General features: G+C 52.4%; 14 protein-coding genes and 2 pseudogenes. 11 read left to right on the forward strand and 5 right to left on the reverse strand.

Annotation, left to right across the window (positions count from 1 at the left end; genetic code table 11):
• The first annotated feature begins 170 nt into the window (after positions 1–170).
• The 3 genes from ACT3RP_RS15760 to paoC are packed head-to-tail and all read left to right on the forward strand — an operon-like array spanning position 171 to position 3,875.
• The gene (locus tag ACT3RP_RS15760; protein WP_096277076.1) at positions 171–737 is read left to right on the forward strand and encodes a 2Fe-2S iron-sulfur cluster-binding protein; all 567 of its coding nucleotides are present in this window, start codon (positions 171–173) and stop codon (positions 735–737) included.
• Positions 734–1,684: an FAD binding domain-containing protein gene (locus ACT3RP_RS15765; protein WP_096277078.1), complete on the forward strand. Its 951-nt coding sequence runs from the start codon at positions 734–736 to the stop codon at positions 1,682–1,684. Before ACT3RP_RS15760 ends, ACT3RP_RS15765 begins: the two co-directional genes overlap by 4 nt.
• A gap of 4 nt (positions 1,685–1,688) precedes the next feature.
• Entirely contained in the window at positions 1,689–3,875 is a 2,187-nt protein-coding gene (paoC, locus tag ACT3RP_RS15770; RefSeq protein ID WP_444672339.1) for an aldehyde oxidoreductase molybdenum-binding subunit PaoC, read from the forward strand.
• Between the two features lie 5 nt (positions 3,876–3,880).
• Here paoC and ACT3RP_RS15775 read toward each other — a convergent pair whose 3' ends face one another.
• Complete coding sequence (locus tag ACT3RP_RS15775) at positions 3,881–4,294, reverse strand: PaaI family thioesterase (RefSeq protein WP_441686711.1); 414 nt, start codon at positions 4,292–4,294, stop codon at positions 3,881–3,883.
• A 72-nt stretch (positions 4,295–4,366) separates the two neighbouring features.
• The gene (locus ACT3RP_RS15780; protein ID WP_444672340.1) at positions 4,367–6,553 is read right to left on the reverse strand and encodes a malate synthase G; all 2,187 of its coding nucleotides are present in this window, start codon (positions 6,551–6,553) and stop codon (positions 4,367–4,369) included.
• A 217-nt stretch (positions 6,554–6,770) separates the two neighbouring features.
• Here ACT3RP_RS15780 and ACT3RP_RS15785 point away from each other — a divergent pair, with 217 nt between their 5' ends.
• Positions 6,771–7,817, forward strand: coding sequence for an alpha/beta hydrolase (locus ACT3RP_RS15785; RefSeq protein ID WP_441686709.1), 1,047 nt, complete (start codon positions 6,771–6,773; stop codon positions 7,815–7,817).
• On the opposite strand, the pseudogene ACT3RP_RS15790 reads toward ACT3RP_RS15785, so the two are convergent.
• Positions 7,765–8,436: pseudogene (locus ACT3RP_RS15790) on the reverse strand (ATP-binding protein); the annotation flags it as partial. The gene ACT3RP_RS15785 and the pseudogene ACT3RP_RS15790 overlap by 53 nt on opposite strands.
• A 131-nt stretch (positions 8,437–8,567) precedes the next feature.
• Between ACT3RP_RS15790 and ACT3RP_RS15795 the strand changes: the two are divergent.
• The 5 genes from ACT3RP_RS15795 (at position 8,568) to ACT3RP_RS15815 (ending at position 14,702) form a co-directional block, all read left to right on the forward strand.
• Positions 8,568–9,257 (forward strand): TnsA endonuclease N-terminal domain-containing protein, encoded by a 690-nt coding sequence (locus ACT3RP_RS15795; protein WP_217990263.1) that lies wholly within the window; start codon positions 8,568–8,570, stop codon positions 9,255–9,257.
• 50 nt (positions 9,258–9,307) lie between these two features.
• On the forward strand, positions 9,308–11,143 hold the full coding sequence (locus ACT3RP_RS15800; protein ID WP_192526910.1) for a TnsB C-terminal domain-containing protein: 1,836 nt from the start codon (positions 9,308–9,310) through the stop codon (positions 11,141–11,143).
• 9 nt (positions 11,144–11,152) lie between these two features.
• A complete protein-coding gene (locus tag ACT3RP_RS15805) occupies positions 11,153–12,043 on the forward strand; it encodes a TniB family NTP-binding protein (RefSeq protein ID WP_176483352.1) in 891 nt (296 codons plus the stop codon).
• A gap of 20 nt (positions 12,044–12,063) precedes the next feature.
• Positions 12,064–13,125 (forward strand): TniQ family protein, encoded by a 1,062-nt coding sequence (locus tag ACT3RP_RS15810; protein WP_192524527.1) that lies wholly within the window; start codon positions 12,064–12,066, stop codon positions 13,123–13,125.
• Between the two features lie 689 nt (positions 13,126–13,814).
• Positions 13,815–14,702, forward strand: a complete 888-nt coding sequence (locus ACT3RP_RS15815; protein ID WP_096277095.1) for a hypothetical protein — start codon at positions 13,815–13,817, stop codon at positions 14,700–14,702.
• Between the two features lie 146 nt (positions 14,703–14,848).
• Here ACT3RP_RS15815 and ACT3RP_RS15820 read toward each other — a convergent pair whose 3' ends face one another.
• On the reverse strand, positions 14,849–15,745 hold the full coding sequence (locus ACT3RP_RS15820) for a hypothetical protein (RefSeq protein WP_192524526.1): 897 nt from the start codon (positions 15,743–15,745) through the stop codon (positions 14,849–14,851).
• Positions 15,746–15,799: 54 nt separating this feature from the next.
• The gene (locus ACT3RP_RS15825; protein WP_193092730.1) at positions 15,800–16,807 is read right to left on the reverse strand and encodes a PIN domain-containing protein; all 1,008 of its coding nucleotides are present in this window, start codon (positions 16,805–16,807) and stop codon (positions 15,800–15,802) included.
• 176 nt (positions 16,808–16,983) lie between these two features.
• Here ACT3RP_RS15825 and ACT3RP_RS15830 point away from each other — a divergent pair, with 176 nt between their 5' ends.
• Both ACT3RP_RS15830 and ACT3RP_RS15835 read left to right on the forward strand, forming a co-directional pair.
• The gene (locus ACT3RP_RS15830; RefSeq protein WP_193057264.1) at positions 16,984–17,733 is read left to right on the forward strand and encodes a DNA sulfur modification protein DndB; all 750 of its coding nucleotides are present in this window, start codon (positions 16,984–16,986) and stop codon (positions 17,731–17,733) included.
• Positions 17,663–18,274: pseudogene (locus ACT3RP_RS15835) on the forward strand (TRAP transporter large permease subunit); the annotation flags it as partial. The gene ACT3RP_RS15830 and the pseudogene ACT3RP_RS15835, both read left to right, overlap by 71 nt.

Below are 18,274 nucleotides of genomic sequence, written 5' to 3' on the forward strand. Positions count from 1 at the left end.
CTTGTTAGCAAACGGCTTCCATTGCCCGTGTTGGCGTGGGCCGTCATCTCACGACATGTTTTTTTAAGCAATTTCGGCTCAGGAGACAGGTTGCTTACAACAATTATGGCTATGCTAAAGCGGTTATGTCATTCATTAAACGACCGCAGTGAGCAAGGAAGGCATCATTTATGAACCCACCTAGTAGCGTTCAAAGGCGTGACGACACCTTACGCAGTGGCGCTGAGAGCTCAAGCGTCTCTTTCGTGGTCAATGGAGCAAGACACGACGTTGAGCTGGATAACCGCACGACATTGCTGGACGCATTGCGTGAGCGTTTAAAGCTGACGGGCACAAAAAAGGGCTGCGACCATGGGCAGTGCGGCGCCTGCACGGTGTCGGTTAATGGCGAGCGGATTAACGCCTGCCTGACGCTGGCCGTTATGCACGACGGTGATGATATTTTGACCATCGAGGGGCGAGCAGCAGCCGACCAGCTCGACCCCATGCAGCAAGCGTTTATCGATCATGATGCGTTTCAGTGCGGTTACTGCACCCCAGGACAAATCTGTTCGGCCAGCGCAGTGCTGGAAGAAATGCAGGCAGGCTTTCCCAGCCATGTAACCAATGATTTAACCGCACCGATCGAAATAACCGATGCCGAAATTCGTGAGCGGATGTCGGGCAATCTGTGCCGCTGCGGTGCTTACTCCAATATTTTAAAAGCGATTACTCAGGTCGCTAAGGAGCGCGCATGAGAGCCTTCTCTTATGAACGAGTGAGCGACCCGGCCCAAGCGGCCGCGCGGGCTGCAGAGGTGCCCGGCGCTAAATTCATCGCCGGAGGCACCAATCTACTTGATTTGATGAAGCACGAGATTGAAATCCCGCAGCACTTGATCGATGTGACGGGAACCGGGCTCAATGATATTACGCCCACCAGCGGCGGCGGTTTGCGCGTGGGGGCAATGGTACGCAATAGCGGGCTTGCGGCCGACCCACGCATTCGCCGAGATTATGGCGTATTAAGCCGGGCGCTGGTGTCGGGCGCCTCGGGCCAGCTGCGTAATAAAGCCACTACGGGCGGCAACCTTTTACAGCGCACCCGCTGTCCCTACTTTTATGATACGGCGATGCCTTGCAATAAGCGTGCGCCTGGCGCGGGCTGTGCGGCACTGGGTGATGGCGCGACGTCGCGCCAACTGGGAATTATCGGCACGTCTGATCGGTGTATCGCCACCCACCCTTCGGATATGGCCGTTGCGCTCAGGGTATTGGACGCTGACATAGAGACCGTCATGCCCAGCGGCAAAACTCGGCGCCTCACGCTTGATGAGTTTTACCGCCTGCCTGGCGACACACCCGAGGTGGAAAATGCGCTGGAACCAGGCGAAATGATTACCGCCGTGGTTCTACCAGCGCCTGTCGAAGGGCGTCACGCCTATTATAAAGTGCGCGACCGCGCCTCTTACGCCTTTGCACTGGTATCCGTTGCGCTAATCAAGACCCCTGACGGCAGCGGGCGTGTGGCGCTGGGCGGCGTTGCCCCCAAGCCGTGGCGGCGCGAGGAAGCTGATGCGGCGTTGCCGAAGGGGGCAACTGCGCTAATGGAGCGCTTGCTCAACGGCGCCCGCCCCACGCAAGAGAACGCCTTCAAGCTTACCCTGGCAGAGCGAACGCTTGCCGCGCTGCTGGCTCAGGAGTGACCCCATGGATTTCAATCAACCCACCGAAGACAACCTGTTTGATCGCGCCCGTATTATCGGCAAGCCCCATGCGCGGATTGACGGCATCCTAAAAGTCACGGGCCGTGCACCTTACGCCTACGAGCGTCATGACGTGGTGGCGAATCAAAAGGTCGGCTACCCATTGTGCGCCACCATTGCCAATGGGCGAGTTACCCACATGGATGCGTCGGCTGCGCGTGGCGCGCCGGGCGTCGTCAGCGTGGTGACAACGCTAGAGATTGAGCCATTGGGCCGCGCCAAAAGTAACGACGCACGGCTGTTTGGGGGCGACGTTATCGAGCATTACCATCAGGCGATTGCGGTGGTGGTGGCCGACACCCTTGAGCAGGCGCGCAGCGCTACCGCGCTGATCAAGGTGAGTTACGAGGAAGCGCCGGGGGTCTTTGACCTTGAGGCAGCCTGGGAGCGCCTGCAGGGCACCGGCGAGCCGCTAGCCGATGTGGGCGACGTGGACGCTGCGTTTGCAGCTGCGCCTGTCACGGTGGATGAGGTTTATCGCACCGCTTCCCAAAGCCACGCCATGATGGAGCCGCATGCCTCAATCGTCGACTGGTCAGATGGCCAGCAGATGACGGTATGGACCTCGAATCAAATGATTGCCTGGACGCATAAGGCCCTGGCGACCACGTTTAATATCGAGCCAGACACTATCCGCTTAGAAAGCCCCTACGTTGGCGGTGGCTTTGGCGGCAAGCTTTGGCTGCGTGCCGATGCGGTGCTGGCAGCGCTTGGCTCACGTGCTTGCGGGCATCCGGTCAAGCTGGCCATGCCGCGCCCCATGGTGTTCAACAATACCACCCACCGTTCCGGCACTATTCAGCGCCTGCGCATCGCCGCCAACGCTCAGGGCAAGATAACCGCCTTCGACCATTCGGCGGTATCGCATACGCTGCCCGGCGGCAGCGGCGAGAATCCGGTCAATCAGACTCGTACGTTTTATGCCGCAGAGAATCGTCGCGTGTCCCACCAGCCGATCGACATGAATCTTCCTGAGTCAGCGGATATGCGTGCGCCAGGAGAGGCGTCGGGGCTTGCTGCGCTAGAAATTGCCATGGATGAAATGGCGGAAAAGCTGGGCATGGATCCCGTTGAGTTTAGAATTCTCAACGATACGCAGGTGGACCCCGAGGATGCCTCCAAGCCGTTTAGCGAACGCCACTTTGTTGAATGCTTACGCCAAGGTGCAGAGGCCTTTGGCTGGAAGGCGCGTAACCGCACGCCAGGGGCAACGCGAGAAGGGCAGTGGCTGATTGGCCATGGCATGGCCGGCGCTTATCGCGGGGCGCTTACGCTGAACTCCGGCGCGCGCGTTCGCCTGCAAGGCGGGCGGTTGATCGTTGAGACGGATATGACCGATATCGGTACCGGCTCTTACACCATTATTGCCCAGACGGCCGCCGAAACAATGGGACTTGAGCTAGCCGACGTCGAGGTCAGGTTGGGCAACAGCGATTATCCTGTCTCCTCCGGTTCGGGCGGCCAGTTCGGCGCCGCTAGCGCCACTGCAGGCGTGTATGCCGCTTGCTTGGCGCTTCAAGCGCTGATCGCCAAGCGTTTAAATATCGACACGCCGCGCTTTGAAAACCGCCGCGTGGTGGCCGGCGCAACCGACCTCGCACTTGCCGATATCCTCGACGGTGAAGAGCTGGTCGCCGAAGATACGATGCACTTTGGTGATTTTAAAGACCGCATGCAGATGGGCACCTTTGCAGCGCACTTTGTTGAAGTGGCCGTGCATGCGCATACGGGAGAAACCCGTGTTCGGCGCATGTTGGCGGCATGTGATGCGGGGCGCATTCTGAACCCGATAACGGCGCGTAGCCAGGTGCTAGGCGGTATGACAATGGGTGTCGGTGCCGCCTTGATGGAGGGGCTCACCGCCGATCTTGAGCGCGGCTTCTTCGTCAATCACGATCTCGCCAGTTATGAGGTGGCGGTGCATGCCGACATTCCTCAACAGGAGATTATTTTCCTGGACACGGCGGATGCGGCCTCAACGCCTCTCAAGGCAAAAGGAGTTGGTGAGCTGGGTATTTGTGGCGTGGCGGCCGCCGTTGCCAACGCGATCTATAATGCGACCGGCGTTCGGCTACGTGAGTACCCGATGACGCTTGATCGAATGATCGACCGGCTCCCTGAAGTAAGCTAGCGCAATCAGGTGGTGGGCAGCGCATAGCTGGCGGTGACATGCACGACAGGTCGTATGTCATCGCTGGCTGAGTATATTTGCACTTCCCCAACGCCTAAGCGGCGGCCGAGTTTAATCAATTTGGCATGGGCGATAATGTCGTGATCACCAGAGGCCGCGCGTAGGAAGTGGCAGTTGAAATCGCTGGTCACGGCCATGGGTTCCGGGCCAATCTGCGCCAAAATAGCCACATACAGTGCGACGTCCGCAAAGCCCATCATGGTGGGGCCGGAAACACGCGGGCCGGGGCGCAGGTGCTCGTGGCCAATTTTTAGCCGCATGGTGGCACGCATCTCGCCGACGCTCTCAATCCTACCCATTCGCTGGGGAAAGACGTCATCCAGAAAGCGTTCAATCTGCTCGGCGTTCATCACGGTCATTGTTGTTTTCCTTTTATAAAAAAAGCCCCGAGACATAAGCCTCGAGGCTGATTACACCATAAAACCAATTTACTAGGTCTTATGAACCTGGGCTTTATGCACCTGGCGCCACGCGTGAAGTAGCGGCTCGGTGTAGCCAGAAGGCTGTTCGCGACCTTTGAAGACCAGGTCTGAAGCCGCTTTAAAGGCGGTTGAACCCTCAAAGTCAGCGCTCATGGCGGTATAGGTCGGGTCGCCTGCGTTCTGCTCGTCGACGACTTTCGCCATACGTTTGAGTGTTTCCTCCACCCGCGGCGCATCAACGATGCCATGATGCAGCCAGTTGGCAATGTGCTGGCTGGAAATGCGCAGCGTTGCGCGGTCTTCCATCAGGCCTACGTTGTGAATATCCGGCACTTTCGAGCAGCCCACGCCATGCTCTACCCAGCGCACGACGTAGCCCAGAATGCCCTGGCAGTTATTATCCAGCTCCTGCTGCTTTTCCTCATCGGACCAGTTGGTGTTTTCGGCCACCGGCACCGTGAGCAGGTCGTCTAAGTAGTCAGGTTCGCCCAGGGCTTCCAGCTCGCGCTGAACGTCGGTGACATTGACCTGATGATAATGCAGCGCGTGCAGCGCAGCCGCGGTCGGCGAAGGCACCCAGGCGGTGTTAGCACCGGCTTTCGGGTGGCCGATCTTCTGCTCTAGCATGTTGTGCATCAGGTCAGGCATGGCCCACATGCCTTTACCAATTTGCGCGCGGCCACGCAGGCCACAGGCAAGGCCGACTTGCACGTTGCTCTTCTCATACGCGGTGATCCATTCGGCGCTTTTCATGTCGCCTTTGCGAACCATGGGGCCTGCTTCCATCGCGGTATGCATTTCATCACCGGTACGATCCAGGAAGCCGGTGTTGATAAATGCCACGCGCGAAGCCGCTTCAGCAATGCACGCCTTGAGGTTAACGGTGGTACGGCGCTCTTCGTCCATGATGCCCATTTTCAGGGTGTCGCGGCTCATGCCCAAAATGTCTTCAACGCGACCAAACAGCTCGTTAGCGAAGGCCACTTCTGCCGGGCCGTGCATTTTCGGCTTGACGATATACACAGAGCCGGTGCGTGAGTTACGCGGCTGATCGGCGTCTTTGTTTAGGTCGTGCAACGCCAGCAGCGAGGTCACTACCGCATCCAGAATACCTTCCGGAAGCTCGTTGCCATCTTCGTCCAGAATTGCCGGTGTGTTCATCAAGTGACCGACATTGCGCACGAACATCAGCGAACGGCCAGGCAATGTAACGCTGCCGCCATCGGTGGTTTGCCAAGTGCGGTCAGCGTTGAGCTTGCGCGTAAAGGTCTTGCCGCCTTTATCGATATTCTCTTCGAGATCGCCCTTCATCAGGCCAAGCCAGTTGCTGTAAACACCAACCTTGTCTTCTGAGTCGACCGCGGCGATGGAGTCTTCGCAGTCCATAATGGCGGTCAGAGCCGCTTCAACCACCACATCTTTCACGCCAGCCGGATCGGTTTTGCCGATTGAATCGGTTGGATCAATCTGGATTTCCAGATGCAGGCCGTTATTCGCGAGCAGTATGGATTCAGGCTTTGCGGCATCACCGGTAAAACCGATCAGTTTGCCCGAGTCTTTCAGGCCGGTGTCACGCCCGCCTTCCAGAGTGACAACCAAGTGTTCGTCACGAATGGCGTATTTGATCGCATCACGGTGCGAGCCAGTGGCGAGCGGCGCCGCGCGGTCCAGTACACCACGGGCGTAGGCAATGACCTTGGCACCGCGTTTTGGATTGAAGCTGGCGCCTTTTTCAGCGCCATCTTCTTCTGAAATAGCGTCAGTGCCGTACAGCGCATCGTAAAGGCTACCCCAGCGCGCGTTAGCGGCGTTCAGCGCATAGCGTGCATTGTTAACCGGCACAACCAGCTGCGGGCCGGCTTGAACGGCAACTTCACGGTCAACGTTCGCAGTGGTGGCCGCCACGTTGGCTGGAGTGTCCGCTAAATAGCCAATCTCTTTCAAAAAGCGGCGATACGCAGGCATATCGTTAACGCGGCCAGGGTTTTCCCGATGCCAAGCATCCAGTTTTTCCTGCAGCGTGTCGCGTTCTTCCAGCAATTGACGATTTTTGGGTGTCAAATCGTGAAACAGGGCATCAACACCGGCCCAAAAGGCCTTTTCATCAACGCCTGTTCCCGGTAGCGCCTGTTCATTGATAAAACGATCTAGATCGGTTGCCACCTGTAAACGGTGACGCGTGATACGCTCGCTCATGGGGTTTCTCCTGTAAGAGTGCTTGTGGGTAATGTGTTGGCCGCAAGCAGAGTAAAATGTATTTATGGAAAATAATTCCATATCTGGTTGGGCATGTAAACAGCGTAGACCCTAAAGTGGTAAAATGCTCGACCAAATGATTAGGTGCTAGGCGTTAGGCGCGCAACTCATCAGTTGCGTTAAGGCCAACGGAAAATGGCGCTATGGAGAAACAACCATGCATGATTTCCAACATCTGGAAGGCTTGTTTCGCCATGCTGCGGGCGAGACTGCCCTTAGCCGCCTGTTGCCAGGGGAAATGCTGGCAGATGCGATGCAGGACTACTTCCACCATTATGGCCTGGAGGCGTTGCTACCCGATGCCAGTGAAGTGCATGCAGGCTTTATCGATACGGGCCGCTTTACGCTGTGGTGCCAAGTGTGGAGTCCTCCTCAGCCGATAGGCACCGCGTTTGTGGTTCACGGCTACTTTGACCATATGGGGCTGTATCGCCATTTGCTTAAACGCCTGCTCGCCAAGGGCTGGCGAGTGGTGCTATGGGATCTACCGGGTCACGGGCTTTCCAGCGGCGCGCGCGCGGAAATAGAAGATTTCGAGGATTATCAACACAGCCTGACCTACGTGCAGACGATTTTAAAAACCCAGGGCATGGCGCCTTCACCCTGGCTGGGCGTGGGGCAAAGCACCGGCGCGGCCATTTTGGCGACCGATGCGCTTACCCGCCGTGAGGCAGCCGGCTGGTCAGCCCTGGTGCTGCTGGCGCCGCTGGTGCGGCCTTGGGGCTGGAGCCAGACGAGCTGGGTGCATTTAATCGCCAGCCCATTTTTAAAGGAGCTGCCGCGTAAATACCGACCCAATTCAACGGATGAGCAGTTCACCGCGTTTCTGCGCGATGGCGACCCGCTGCAGCCTGAGCGCTTAAGCGTGGCATGGGTAAGCGCGATGCGTCGCTGGATGCCTCGCTTGTTGGCGTTAGAGCCGCTGGCGCTGCCCACCCTTATTCTTCAGGGCGAGCAAGACTTAACGGTTGATTGGGAATGGAATTTAGCCATTTTGGCGGAGAAGTTTCCTAGCAACGAGATTCATCGCCACCCAGACGCCCGTCACCATCTTGTCAACGAGGCCGATGTCATCCGTGAAGTGTTGTTTGAAGCACTCGATGGTTTTTTAGATCAGCTTAACGATAGCCAGCAGCAAGCCGTGCCTGCGGCTACGCCCCCCTTAACATTCGATCCAACTGCCGGTAGCCAATCGCCTCAATAAGGTGCGGCTGAGTGGGCTTTTCGACGCCTTGAAGGTCAGCAAGCGTTAGCGCGACGCGCAGCACGCGGTGATAGGCGCGAGCGGAAAGCCTGAGTTTTTCGAGCACTTCCGCTAGCCAGGCACGCTCTTCATCATTGAGCGCGCAGGCGGCTTCCAGCGCTTTGCCGCTCAGTTGGCTGTTTAGCGCGCCGCGTTGCATTTGGCGTTCACGCGCCGCCATTACACGTTCGCGTACCGCTGCGGAGGGTTCTCCCTGGGTCTGGGCGGTGAGCTGCTCCGGCGGCAGTGCCGGTACTTCAACTTGAAGGTCAATGCGGTCTAGTAACGGCCCAGAAAGCCGCGCTTGATAGCGCTGAATTTGGCTGGCCGTGCACTGGCAGCGATTTCTAGGATCGCCTAAATGTCCACAGGGGCAGGGGTTCATGGCGGCTACCAGCTGAAAGCGAGCGGGGTAGCGGCGCTCATGGCTAGCGCGGGCTAAATGAATACTTCCCGTTTCTAGCGGCTGGCGCAAAACCTCTAATACATTGCGCGAAAACTCGGGCAGCTCGTCTAAAAACAGCACGCCGTGATGGGCGAGCGAAATTTCACCGGGCTTAGGTTTTGAACCACTGTGAATTCCACTAAAAACAGCTACTAATGCTATACTGGAACAATATCTTACGTTATTTTCGACAAGTAAATACGCTACTAATTGACACCAATATAAGCGACTGGGTGTTAAAATCACAAATATATAGGCGACTGAATATGAATCGGCCTGTTAGAGTTATTGGAACTAACCGAAGGAGCCTTACTGGGCAGGTTTCTTTCTTACGAGGAAGCACTTGCAATTTTGAGTCATCATTAGAGCGCGATTTCCTGATGATCCTCGATTTTGATCCGTTGGTCGCTACGGTTTGTGAGCAGCCGCTAACCCTTAAGTATCAAGATGATGATCGAAAAAGGCGTCAGTACACGCCCGATATGCTCGTGACTTACTCGGATGAAGCGGCGCCGATTCTGTATGAGGTTAAGTATCGCGAAGATTTGAGAGAAAATTGGCACATTATGAAGCCTAAATTTCAGGCAGCTATACGCTATTGCAAGCAGCAAGGTTGGGGCTTTCGCATTGTGACTGAGCGAGAGATTAGAGGCACTGGCCTATTGAACAATGCACGATTTCTAAGGGCCTATAGGGACTTGGCAGAGGACTCGGCTACCGCTACTCACTTGGCTAGAACCCTTGCCGTGCTCGGTGAAACAACACCTGAAATTCTACTTACAGCTGCTTATGCGAATGAGGAAAAGCGTATGTGTGCGCTTAGTTGTTTATGGCAAATGATCGCTATAGGCCGTGTTCATGCTGACCTCATACGCCCATTAAACATGTCCAGCCCCATATGGATTACTAACGGAGAAGGTTTCTTATGGCTACAGAGCCCGCTTTTCTATCGGTAACTACTGGGTCTGTGATAACAGCCAATGGTCGTACCTATAGAGTTTCGCACTTGTTGGATACAGCAACCCTCCTTGCTAAAGATACCGACACTGGAGAGGTGCACCGTCTGTCTGCGCATCAGCTTCGTCCCGTAACGGATATAGAGCTTGGAGAAGGTGGTGTTGCTGAAGGAAAGGATTTATCCGAGATCGAAGACGAAGACTGGCAAGTTGCTCAGCAGCGGTTTGCAGCAATCCGTCCTCTACTTGACGATCCATTTCGTACTCGTGCAAAGGCAGAGCAGTTAGCAGAAGAAGCCGGTGTTCACGTTGCCACTTTATACCAATGGGTTAAGGACTATCACGAGGCTGGCCATATTTCAGCATTGATACCAGCCCCGCGAGGCCGCAAGCCAGGTACGAAAAAGCTCGATAAGAAAGTCGAGGCAATAATCGAAGGGGCGATCAATGACTTATATCTAAGTCGTCAACGATATAAGCCCAGTGACGTAATTATCACTGTCAAAGCTCATTGCAAACAGGCCGGTTTACTTCCTCCTCACTCCAATACAATCCGTAACCGCATAAAACAGATTTCGACACGTGAAACGATGAGACGCCGCGGGCTACGAGATAAGGCGCGTGACACCTTTGCTCCTATCAGGGGAGAGTTTCCAAATGCGGATTTCCCTCTTGCTGTTGTTCAAATAGATCATACGCCTGCTGACGTCATCTTAGTTGATGAAGAGCATCGTCTGGCGCTTGGCCGACCGTGGATAACTCTGGCTATTGATGTCTTTTCACGAATGGTGGTGGGGATTGCGGTTAGCATGGAAAAGCCCAGTGCTATCTCAGTGGGTTTGTGTGTCTCCAATGCCATGTTGCCTAAGCATGAATATCTTGCAAACCTGGGGGTGGGGCAAGAGTGGCCAGTCTGGGGGAAAATGCGTGTTCTGCATGCTGATAACGCGAAAGAATTCCGGGGGAAAATGCTGCGCCGGGCTTGTGAACAATACGGTATCGACCTGCAATTACGTCCGGTAAAGCTTCCCCACTACGGCGGACATATAGAGCGTTATATGGGTACTGCTGCAAATGAGATACACACCTTACCTGGCACAACATTTTCCAACGTTGAGCAACGGAAAGGATATGACTCAGAAAAAGAATCAGCGCTCACCCTTCGTGAGTTTGAGCAGCATTTAGTTGAATTTATTGTTGGGGTGTATCACCGTCGCAAGCATTCTGAATTGAACATGCCACCAATGCGCAAGTGGCAACTCGGTATATTAGGAGACTCAACACAGCCGGGCTTGGGGATGCCGCCTATACCAACTGACCCCACGCGTTTGAAGTTAGACTTCCTTCCTCTTTATTCACGCACTGTGCAGCGCTACGGCGTCCAGCTGGATGAAATTAATTACTACCATGAAGTGTTGAACCCTTGGATTGGTTCAAAAGACCCCGAAAATCAAACGAAGGCTCGTTCATTTACTATCCGTCGTGATCCACGCGATATCAGTAAAGTCTATTTCTACGACCCTGAAAGTGAGATCTATTACATGGTTCCTTATCGGAATCCTACTCGACCAGCGATTAGTGTGTGGGAGTTACGGGAAGCAACTCGCCGCATTCGAGAGGAAGGACTGCGGCATGTTGATGAGGATGTGATTTTTGAGACCATTCTCAAGATGCGTCATCGTGTTGAACAGGCCGTCACGAAAACGAAGCAAGCAAGACGTCAGATGGCTCGTATCAATACGACGAAGAAACTCGCCAAGAAAACGGAATCTGTTGAAACACAAGCGCCTGCTAAGAGTGTTTTTCCTGCTCCACCTCAAACAGAGGTGCAAAGTGAGATTGATATATTCGCACTGCCTATAGAACCATTCGATGACGATGCCTAGGGAATGAATATGGCCCATTTTGATCACCTCAAGCCAGAGATTGCTGAGACACTCACCTGGACGACGGAAGACCGCATTTATTTCGCTCAGCAAAACCATTGGATTTCCTATCCTAGGGCCAAAGAAATCATGACCCGGCTTGAGGATCAATTAGCACATCCCCGTGTACAGCGGATGCCCAACACGTTGCTGGTCGGAGAAAGCGGGAATGGAAAAAGTACATTAATCGACCGTTTCAGAGAAAAGCATCCTGTGAAGATTCTTCCCTCTGGAGAGCCATTAGCACCTGTCATTGTTATGGAAATGCCCTCCGAACCAAATGAGGGGCGTTTTTGGACTGAGTTACTTCTGTCATTAAAGATAGCCCACAGAGATACGGATCCCGTGCAGCGTAAGGAGAACCAAGCTATTTCGGTATTAACTTACGTACAAGCCAGGATGCTCATTATTGATGAAATCCACAATGTGCTACATGGAAGTGCAAGACAACAGAGGCATTTTCTAGGAATGCTTAAAAGATTGAGCAATAAGCTACAGCTTCCGCTTGTAGCCGTCGGTACGCGTGACTCCATTCTCGCGCTGCACACCGATACTCAACTCTCAAGTCGCTTTGAGCCGCTGGCACTACCTCGATGGCAGTTAGATGTTAGCTTCTTGCGCCTCTTGGCCAGCTTTGAACGCTTACTGCCATTAGCTGAGCCCTCTCAGCTGTCTAGTCAGGATATCGCGATAAAGCTACATAGTATGAGTGGGGGCACCATCGGCGGCGTAGCGACCGTGCTTAAAAGAGCGACCGTTAAAGCGATCCGAGATGGTAAAGAGCATATAGACGCTAAGCTTCTTGATAACATCGGCTGGGTTAAACTCTCTGATTATGGCAAGGAGGCGCTTAAACTGTGATCAGAGGAAGCTGGGCGATCATGCTATCACCAGCTAAGAATGAGCTGTTTACTTCGTGGTTGATGCGTAGCGCCTTTGCTCACGGCCTGACCCCCTATCGGTTTGCTAATTACTGGGCTCCATCTATTCCTATCTGGAGCCGTGACATTGATCGTAGTGCCAGTGATGAGCTGCTCTATACCGTGTCGCGCCACTCAGGTTTTGATGTTGCGTCAGTCGAAAGGATGACATTACGTTCAATTGAGCAGAGTTTGGTAAAAATTCATCGTCAGGGAAATGTCCCCTTTCTTCTGTCAGCGGGGATATCTAACAAGGTACGTACCCAGCACGGCCTCCAATATTGTTCCGAATGCTTCAAGGATTATGGGGCCATCTATTATCGTGACTGGCGTTTAGGGTTTATGGTTGTTTGTCCTTACCATGGCGCCATGATGAGCGATGCTTGCCCACGTTGTGATGCGCCATTGATGCCACATCTAAGTACCGTGCAAAGAATGGATCGCTGTACGGTATGTGGGGTGTCGCTTCTTTCTCGCAAGTTACCAACCTTGTGCTGTTCTCCATTAGTGTTAGCTCTTCAATCCCAGCTACTGAAATTAGCGAATGGAACTCCGACTAACTTGCTCCCACAAGCGTCCACCAGTCCGGAAGCTCTGAGTGTCATTCGGGTAATGGCAGGCGTGCTCGCTAATTCGCTACAGCATGATCGACTGAGGCATCATTACGACTTGAAACCCTTCCATCGTCCTTCAAATCAGCGTTGCTTGTATGAGCATCAGCGTGTTGCCTATAGGACTGCAATTTTGGAAACCTTGGCATATTGGCTTCTTGATTGGCCATCGTCATTCCAAGAAGGTTCAAGTGTGCTTGGTCTAACTCAGAGGACATTCATAAAATCTATAATGCCTGCTTTTTTTGCTGAGCAGTTGTCATATCTGCCTGTGGGGGTACGAAGAACGCGCAGCACGAATCAGCAGCCAAAAGGCCCTTGTCTAAATCGGTGCCGACGAACTGAGCTTGTACAGTTCCGCCAGGAAAGAGCTCGACATATATTAAGTTTTTTAGGATACCCATTTTTGTGAGTCATAAGCCCCACTTGCAGTGTGATGACTGTGGTCGATCCATGCTTAAGGCGCAAAGGCGCTACAAAGGGAGCGCTTACTGCTCGACATGTTATGCCCGTGAGTTTAAGAAGAAGACTTGCACTAAATGCGGCGAGTCAGTGCGAGCCCATAAGTATGAAGAGAACCCGGTCTGCGGTGAGTGCCTCAGGCTGCACCGTGTCTGCGCGCGCTGCGATAAGCCGCTGCCGAGAGCCGGTTATCTTATTGGTCACGCTGCGTTTTGCAAAAGCTGCGCTCCGCATGGGCGAGAGGAACATACCTGTTCCCGTTGTGGATGTCTTTCTAGCAGATATTCACGCATCACTAATGGTGAACTTTCAGAGATTATCTGCCAGGCATGCGAAAGGAAGGCCTGCGCATTTGTAACCTGCTCGGTTTGTCGGAAATATCGTCAGCTCCATCAATATGATGTTGAAGGACGAGCTGTTTGTAGAGATTGCAGCGGGCCATATCCAAAAACTCACTCATGTCCTGACTGTGGAGCAGATACTCCCGGTGGTGGCAACGCCCCTTGCCAAGACTGTTCTTTAAAACGCCGTTTAGACCGACGAATAATGCTGAACCTTGAGTTATTTGAAGCTTCTTGGTGTAGAGCGCTATTTCTTGAGTTTTGCTCTTGGGAAAGGCTTCCTAGGCAAGCGGGAAATATGACGACGCGAATAGATAGTTATGCGCGTTTTTTGGTCATACTCGAACGGAATACTTTGTCCGTCAGAGATATTGATCAGCAACACTTATTCAATTTATTTGGAGCTGAAAAGCTTCGCCGTTCTTTTCATGTGGTGAATTTCTTAGTAGAAAAACTAGGCATAGAGTGGGATAACGAAGAGAAAGAGCAAGCGATTGAAAATAAGAGGATTAATGATATTTTGCAATGTTATGAGAAGCAGCCTTGGCATCGTGAGGTCGTCGACTATGCAAAAGAATTGAGTGAGAGAGTTACTTACAAAGAGACACCAATCAAACCTTTGACTGTTAGGAACTATCTGCGAGCAGCTATAGAGCTATTGATGTCAGCCAAGGTATCTTCCATTCAGGAACTTCCCGAAGAAGCTATCGTATCTCATGCTAAGAAAAAGCCAGGGCATTGTGCTTCCTTAGCTGTTTTCAGAACCTTTGCCAAAGATAAATACGCCGTTAATCTCGTGTTACCTGAGAAAAAAAATAAAGGGATAAGCAATAAGCAACACGTTAAAAAAATTAAGGCAGTAATGGAAAAGCTTGTTTCAACACCGAACGAGCGCGAAGCTAAAGCTTTAATGCCTGCAGCAATTTCAATGCTTTATCAGTTGCCATTAAAAAAGGTACTTATGCTTCGCTGTGCACACGTTGTGCAATCCAGCCGAAAGGTGTTCATTACTGTGGATGATGAGCGCTACGAGCTCCTCGGGCCGCTGCCTCATTTAATGAAGGTAGATCAGTTGGGAATCGACCCTGAGGCTTTTATCTTTGCTGGCAGAAGCCGTATGCAGCCTATGAGCACGGGAACTGTGCGGTACCATGTAAAAAAGCTTGAAGCGCAAATAGGAATGTAAGGTGTAGAGCTTGGCCAATGTGAGCCCTATGATAATTCGCATGATAACCATTTGTTATCGCTGACAGGCTGCCACACCTTTGCCATTTTTTTATTCGCATCAAATTGGCTATTCGCTCTAGTGGTCAATACTGATGCCTGTGATTGTTAAATCCGACCTCGCGCTCCACCACCTGAGGAACCGGGACCTTCTACATATTCGAGGTTCAGATCAACTTCAATCCGAACAGGAGGAATACCATAAACCTCATCTTCCAATCTCGACTTTGCATAGTTATTAAGTGCAAATCGCTCGCACAGGTGTCCACCTTCTCGCCATTCTGATTTTGAAAGTCCAAGTACAGTGACTAATCCCAAGCCAGCATGGTAGATTTTGTAAGGCATTGAATTTTGGCTTTCCCTTGTGCCATGAATTATCGGCTCTTGCCAAAAAAGCTCCAAAAAATTTCGCTGCGGTTCAGTAAGATTAGAAATCGTTTGATTCACCATCCCCTTAAAACGATTTTTTTCGAACTCAATAAAAAGTGGACGTACTACAGGGCTCAGCTGGAAAAAAAACTCAGCAGCGGGTGCTTGATGTATTTTTGTGATCCAACCCGATTTGCTCAGCCAGCTAACTTCCTTTTCCCGGATATCCATGCGCTGCTCTGATTCAACCAATTCCCGAAGAACTCTGAGTTCTTTGGGATTGAGGTGTGGCAGGGTCATTCTCACCTTTTTTTTAAAGTTGGCCAGATCTCTCTCTTTTCTTAAACTAGCCTTTCGATCATTCTGCAAACTTAAGATCTTGAGACATCCAATTTCAAGCAACCTGACTACAAGGTATGAAACGGAGAACGCTCCAACTGTCAGGAAAAGAATTATGTAATCATCGGGAAAGCCAATATTAGAGAATAGTTTTGAGGCTGGCCTCCAGAGCAATAGAACAAGCAAAACCGTACCTAGTGCTCTAGCTGCTGATGTTACAGATGAGATCGAATCAAAGAATCTAATAGCCCATTCAGGCACAAAACCCCCTAAATTTAACGGTTTATGAGTGCGCATGCGTGCCTTTCTGGCAACAAGCACCTAACTATCTATCTGTAATGCTTCGTTAACTTAGGTGTCCAACATATCCCATTCGTCACCTAGAACCCAACGCAGCGCTGATAACTTCCCGTTGATTATTCCCCACTCAAAGTCACTCCATGGGCCTGTATCTTCATATTTCTCTTCAATGCGTTCAGCTGATTTAATAGCACCTTGGAGGATATGATCATGAATTACATCTGAGCCATAGCGCTCAGTTCCTTCAGGAACGATTTCAATTTCACCGTTTTCGATGAGCCATATACGGTTTTGATGACGGTTGTACCAGACCTTATCGACAAGCTCATCCATGGAGTCTAATATTTCTCTCAACCCTCTGGTTTCTTCTGAAAAATCATGTTCAAACTCGACTTCGGCAAGCAAATCAGGATCAATGTGGTCAATAGCTGGAGTTAGATTATTGAAATATAAAGAATTAGAAAATGAAAATATCTCGTCAAAATCCGAGTGCGGTTTTCGATGATCTTTCGAGGAAAAGTCGTTATGGTTATGGGTAACAAAAATACAAGTATCACAGCTACGATTTAGGCTACTCATAAACTCAAAAAACTGCTCAATGATAACAGCATCTGCGACAGAGTTTTTGTTTATATGAAAAGGCGCTCTTTTTTCTAGTCCACGTTGAATGGCAGCGATTTTTGAACGCTCACTAACTGGAGTTACCACTGCCGATTCAATTAGTCTTTCAACTCTATGGATAGTTGCGTAATTTGCCTCGGTTAAAAGGGGCAGTCTTGCATTGATATCATTCAGAACGTCTATGGTCGCTCCTTGCTTTTCACCAGCAAACTCATTTACCACAGCCTTGACCTGCTTAAATTCTTGAGACAGTCGTTGCGCAGTTTTCTTCGCCACACTCTCCTTATTTCGCTCATACTCATCAATAACCAGGTCAGCCAAGACTAATTTTACGCTGTTCGAACTCACCAGCTCCTCTAGTGCAGACACAAGAGGGAGATCACTTCTTTTCGTAGAAACATCTAGCAAAACACATGTATCGAGAAAGATGTAATTCATATGATCCTTATTCTCCCTTGTCATTGGTTCTGGCTCAAGTTAACGCCCGCATAAAGCGCGCGGGGTACGAGCGTCGGCTTCGATGCATTTTTTAGCCAATTTGATTCTCGGAATTCCAAAACCCATTCCATCCCCGGCTGGGACAAACCAAAGGAGTTAGCACCATGTTCTATGTCATGAGCGTAACCGAGACGGTCGTAACCCACGCCCGCACCCCGAAGACCTACCAATCCGCCGAGGTGGTGTCCGGCCACAAGGCTGATCATGCCGCTACCGACGCAGCGCACCGCTTGAATCGTCAGGCCGAGACGCTGGAGGCGTTCGTGGTGGTCGAGAACGAGAACAAGCTAGATAAGGGCGAGCGTTACCCGCAAGTTCTGGCGGCTGCCCTGGAGCAACGCCAGGAGTCGGAAGCTGTGGCGCTGCTGGTAGCGATCTGGGAGCCGGGACTGTACAACCCCGAGCGCGCAGCTCATGCCGAGGCTCAGGGCGACCGGGTAGAGCGTCACGCTGGGCGCCTAGCGGCGCTGGGCTTGTCCTTCGATGAGCTGGTGGAGCGCTATGGTGCCCAGGCCCGATCCGAGATCGAGCGTGTCGAGGCCGAGCGCCAAGAGCGCGCCGAAGCGGCGGCTCGCCGGGAGGCAGCGGCCAGCGAAATCACCGAGGCCGCCCAGGAACACACCTACTCGTTCCCGGCCGTGCGCGGCATCCAGGCGGGCAAGGAATACTACATAGCCCAAATTCCCTATGGGGTTCTGGTCAAGCTGTTCGTCTTCGATGAAGAGGACGTGCCGCCCGAGCTGCGCGCCCAGCGCAGCCTCAACGAGAAGCGTGCCCGCGACATTGGCCAGTACCTTTTTTGGCGTTTTCCTGGTGATGATTTTAGGTATCTATTTTGGTGCCTTTACGCCGACGGAAGGCGCTAGCGTTGGGGCATTCGCTACGCTGCTCTACGCCTTAGCGAAAGGCATGCGCGGCGCGCAGCTATGGCATAGCGTACAAGAGACATTGGCGCTCTCCGCGGTAGTGTTCTTTATGCTGGTAGGGGCCGAAACGCTGGGTTACTTCATTTCGGTGTCGCGCATTTCGTTCTCCATCACTGACCTACTCTACGGTATGGATCTAACGCCCATCGTCGTCGTGCTGTGCATCCTGGCGCTCTACTTCGTGCTGGGCATGTTCATGGACTCCATCGCGATGCTGGTGATCACCGTGCCGGTGGTTTACCCGATTATTCAGGCGATGGGCATCGACCCGGTGTGGTTCGGTATTTTGACCGTACTGACCGTTGAGCTGGGACTAATGACCCCGCCGGTGGGGATGAACGTGTTTGTGATTAAAGCGATGGCGCCACATGTCGGGCTAGGGGAGATATTTAAAGGGGTGGCGCCTTTTGTGGTTTCTGACTTAATACGACTAGCGCTATTAATCGCCTTCCCCATTTTGAGCACGCTGTTTCTGCTCTAG

The organism is Halomonas sp. AOP5-B2-8, assembly GCF_052376475.1.
Lineage (GTDB): Bacteria > Pseudomonadota > Gammaproteobacteria > Pseudomonadales > Halomonadaceae > Vreelandella > Vreelandella casei.

Excerpts from the sequence above, each read along its gene's own strand:
- ACT3RP_RS15815 (WP_096277095.1), top strand. The coding sequence starts at position 13,815 with ATGACGACGCGAATAGATAGTTATGCGCGTTTTTTGGTCATACTCGAA.
- ACT3RP_RS15805 (WP_176483352.1), top strand. The coding sequence starts at position 11,153 with ATGGCCCATTTTGATCACCTCAAGCCAGAGATTGCTGAGACACTCACC.
- ACT3RP_RS15760 (WP_096277076.1), top strand. The coding sequence starts at position 171 with ATGAACCCACCTAGTAGCGTTCAAAGGCGTGACGACACCTTACGCAGT.
- paoC (WP_444672339.1), top strand. The coding sequence starts at position 1,689 with ATGGATTTCAATCAACCCACCGAAGACAACCTGTTTGATCGCGCCCGT.
- ACT3RP_RS15830 (WP_193057264.1), top strand. The coding sequence starts at position 16,984 with ATGAGCGTAACCGAGACGGTCGTAACCCACGCCCGCACCCCGAAGACC.
- ACT3RP_RS15795 (WP_217990263.1), top strand. The coding sequence starts at position 8,568 with ATGAATCGGCCTGTTAGAGTTATTGGAACTAACCGAAGGAGCCTTACT.
- ACT3RP_RS15785 (WP_441686709.1), top strand. The coding sequence starts at position 6,771 with ATGCATGATTTCCAACATCTGGAAGGCTTGTTTCGCCATGCTGCGGGC.
- ACT3RP_RS15820 (WP_192524526.1), bottom strand. The coding sequence starts at position 15,745 with ATGCGCACTCATAAACCGTTAAATTTAGGGGGTTTTGTGCCTGAATGG.
- ACT3RP_RS15825 (WP_193092730.1), bottom strand. The coding sequence starts at position 16,807 with ATGAATTACATCTTTCTCGATACATGTGTTTTGCTAGATGTTTCTACG.
- ACT3RP_RS15775 (WP_441686711.1), bottom strand. The coding sequence starts at position 4,294 with ATGACCGTGATGAACGCCGAGCAGATTGAACGCTTTCTGGATGACGTC.
- ACT3RP_RS15810 (WP_192524527.1), top strand. The coding sequence starts at position 12,064 with ATGCTATCACCAGCTAAGAATGAGCTGTTTACTTCGTGGTTGATGCGT.
- ACT3RP_RS15765 (WP_096277078.1), top strand. The coding sequence starts at position 734 with ATGAGAGCCTTCTCTTATGAACGAGTGAGCGACCCGGCCCAAGCGGCC.
- ACT3RP_RS15780 (WP_444672340.1), bottom strand. The coding sequence starts at position 6,553 with ATGAGCGAGCGTATCACGCGTCACCGTTTACAGGTGGCAACCGATCTA.